2 protein-coding genes and 1 pseudogene are annotated in these 2,212 nt (G+C 56.8%); all 3 read right to left on the reverse strand.

Translation table 11 applies throughout. The features are described from left to right. Positions 1-1,360, reverse strand: a pseudogene (locus tag GHO41_RS29050) (hypothetical protein); the annotation flags it as partial. 136 nt (positions 1,361-1,496) lie between these two features. Then, on the reverse strand, positions 1,497-1,958 hold the full coding sequence (locus GHO41_RS29055; RefSeq protein WP_153435327.1) for a hypothetical protein: 462 nt from the start codon (positions 1,956-1,958) through the stop codon (positions 1,497-1,499). Between the two features lie 17 nt (positions 1,959-1,975). Then, on the reverse strand, positions 1,976-2,212 hold a 237-nt coding region (locus GHO41_RS29955; RefSeq protein ID WP_178126613.1), incomplete at its 5' end, for a hypothetical protein.

A 2,212-nucleotide genomic window follows, 5' to 3' on the forward strand; every position in this document is an offset into this window, starting at 1 on the left:
CCGGAAGAGTGCTGAAAGTTGCAGTCAAGCTTACCTTGTAGTCCTTACCATAGCTAACTAGCCCGGGTTTTGGGTCGGCGCCTTGCACCTGCACCCCCCACTTTCCGCCCCAGGTTATAACCTCGCTGATGCGCGCGCCGTCTCCGCCATTTTTGCTATCGACAGGGTGCTGAATTCCGTCCCAGCCGAAAAGCTCCGGGAGGCCAAGGCCTCGGGTTACATCGTGGTATACCGAGGCTACGCGAAAGCAACCAACCACTGCTGTATCCCGGATTTTGCAGTGCAGTCGGCAACCAACAAACACGCCCACGTCCCAATCGTGACCCAAATACTTGGGGTCTGTTTTTATCCGCTCGGGGTCATACCAGCACTTAACGCTGATATCCCCCATGTCAAACCCCTGGTGCTGGACACTTAGGATTGCAGAAATCGGGGCATCTTGCGGGTCAGCAGCTGAACCCCGGTACAGCTGACGAGTTTTGACCGTCTTGTAGGCTGTGCCATCGCCGCAGCTAATTATCTGACAGTTGGCTACGTTCTCCTCGCCAAAGGGGGTTAGTAGTTTACCTTTGCCGCCGCCAGCCCACTTCTGCGCGTACCGCACAATTAGTTCCTGGCCGGTGCCAAAAAGGTAGCCGCCGGGCCATGTTAGCTGCCCATTACCTGCGGCATTAATGGCCGCCTGAATACCTGGCCCACAGTCTAACGTACCTAAACGCAGGCGAGCATTCTCACGCTGAGCTTCGGTCAAGAAGTCCAGGACATTGATTATCTGCCCCATCTTTTCTTGCGCGGTCTGGTAGATTTTACCCGGAATGTCCCGAAACCCTTGCAGTGCAGACCCTCCGTCCCCAGCCAGGTCTTGACGCAATGCCGCGTCGCCCGCCGAAGCAAAATTCACTGACTCTGTTGCCCATACTCCGTTGGTGACGTAAGGGAGCGCTACCGATGCCTTTGGCTTCCACAGCTCACCATCCTTCAGCATGAGCTGGTTGCGCTCAGTGAAGGTTACGGGTTGCGACGCATAATCGCCTATTACGTCATAGCCTGACGACGCGATAAAGAGGTCAAACCGGCCGGTTCGCTCCAGTTGCGCCGCATCGAATTCCTTATCGCGCCTGAATTGACCCGTCTCAAACTCAAATTCTCGTCTCGACTGGGCGGCATCATGCTCCGCCCTTCTCTGAGCTTGAGCAGCAGAAAACGAAGCCTCAATGCCTGACCACGATAGGCGATTCACGCCGCGACGGTCAGGGTAGCTGAGCGCCGGCCCTAGAATCAGCCAGTCTAGGTTCTGCGCATTGTCTTTAAGATCCTTTGGAGATGAAGAGCCAATAGGATTGCCAGTGTTGTAAGCCATGGGCATATTTCTCGCAGGCGCGCCGAAGCCGCCGCAATGGTGCGGCTGTCAGCGAAGTTTTGAAGTTCCCGGCGAGCTGCCGGTGGATAGGTGCTTGGGTGAAGAGTTGCCAGCAAAGCTTTGTGAGCGCTGACTTTTAATCGGCGGGCTTGGGCCAGTCGCGATTCATGGCGATATCGAAGATGTCAGCCCCAAGGATGTAATCCGGAGCATCCACCACCCATTCCTTATCAATCAGTGGTCGCTTGAACAGGCTGAGCTGAGCACTGAACCGCCAAAAATCCACACCCACCAAGACTGGGCCGCTGTAGATGTCGACGAAGTTGGCGCGGTACGGCTCCATCCCCATCGGGGTCAGAAGTGGGCATTCGAACGGCAATGATCCAGACAGCAGAACGTATTCAAACCACCCCTCGAACAAGCGGGCTTCCGGCGCCGTCAACAGCCAGGTGACAGTCGCCACAGTCGGCGTGCTGACAAACGCGCGACGCCGCTCCGAGCGCCCAGTCACCAGCTTGGTGCTTGTCATCGGGCTGACAGGATCAAAGCCGTAGCCCTCCCGCTGCGGCGTAGGCAGACCTTCAGGGTAAGCAAGCATGGTTAGCAGATCCTTTATCAGTCCGGCGCCGTGGCGTGGTCGTAGGTGTAAACGCGGGCGTCATAGGGCATTCCCTTCATTGAGACGTTGCCACCAGAAGGATCGGCCGAGGTCACCAGCAACGGGTAAGCCCACTTGTCAGCAGGGCCAAACAGCAGACGTGGCGAATTCAAGGCTGGATCGTTGCTGGGCACGAAGTCCAGGTCATCGACCCTGACGTGGAACTCATCGATTTGAGTGGCCGGATAAGGTCC

It is taken from the genome of Pseudomonas sp. FSL R10-0399, from assembly GCF_009600165.1.
In the GTDB taxonomy this organism is placed as follows: domain Bacteria; phylum Pseudomonadota; class Gammaproteobacteria; order Pseudomonadales; family Pseudomonadaceae; genus Aquipseudomonas; species Aquipseudomonas helleri.

Coding starts and splice junctions, on each gene's coding strand:
- GHO41_RS29055 (WP_153435327.1), bottom strand. CDS start 1,958: ATGCTTGCTTACCCTGAAGGTCTGCCTACGCCGCAGCGGGAGGGCTAC.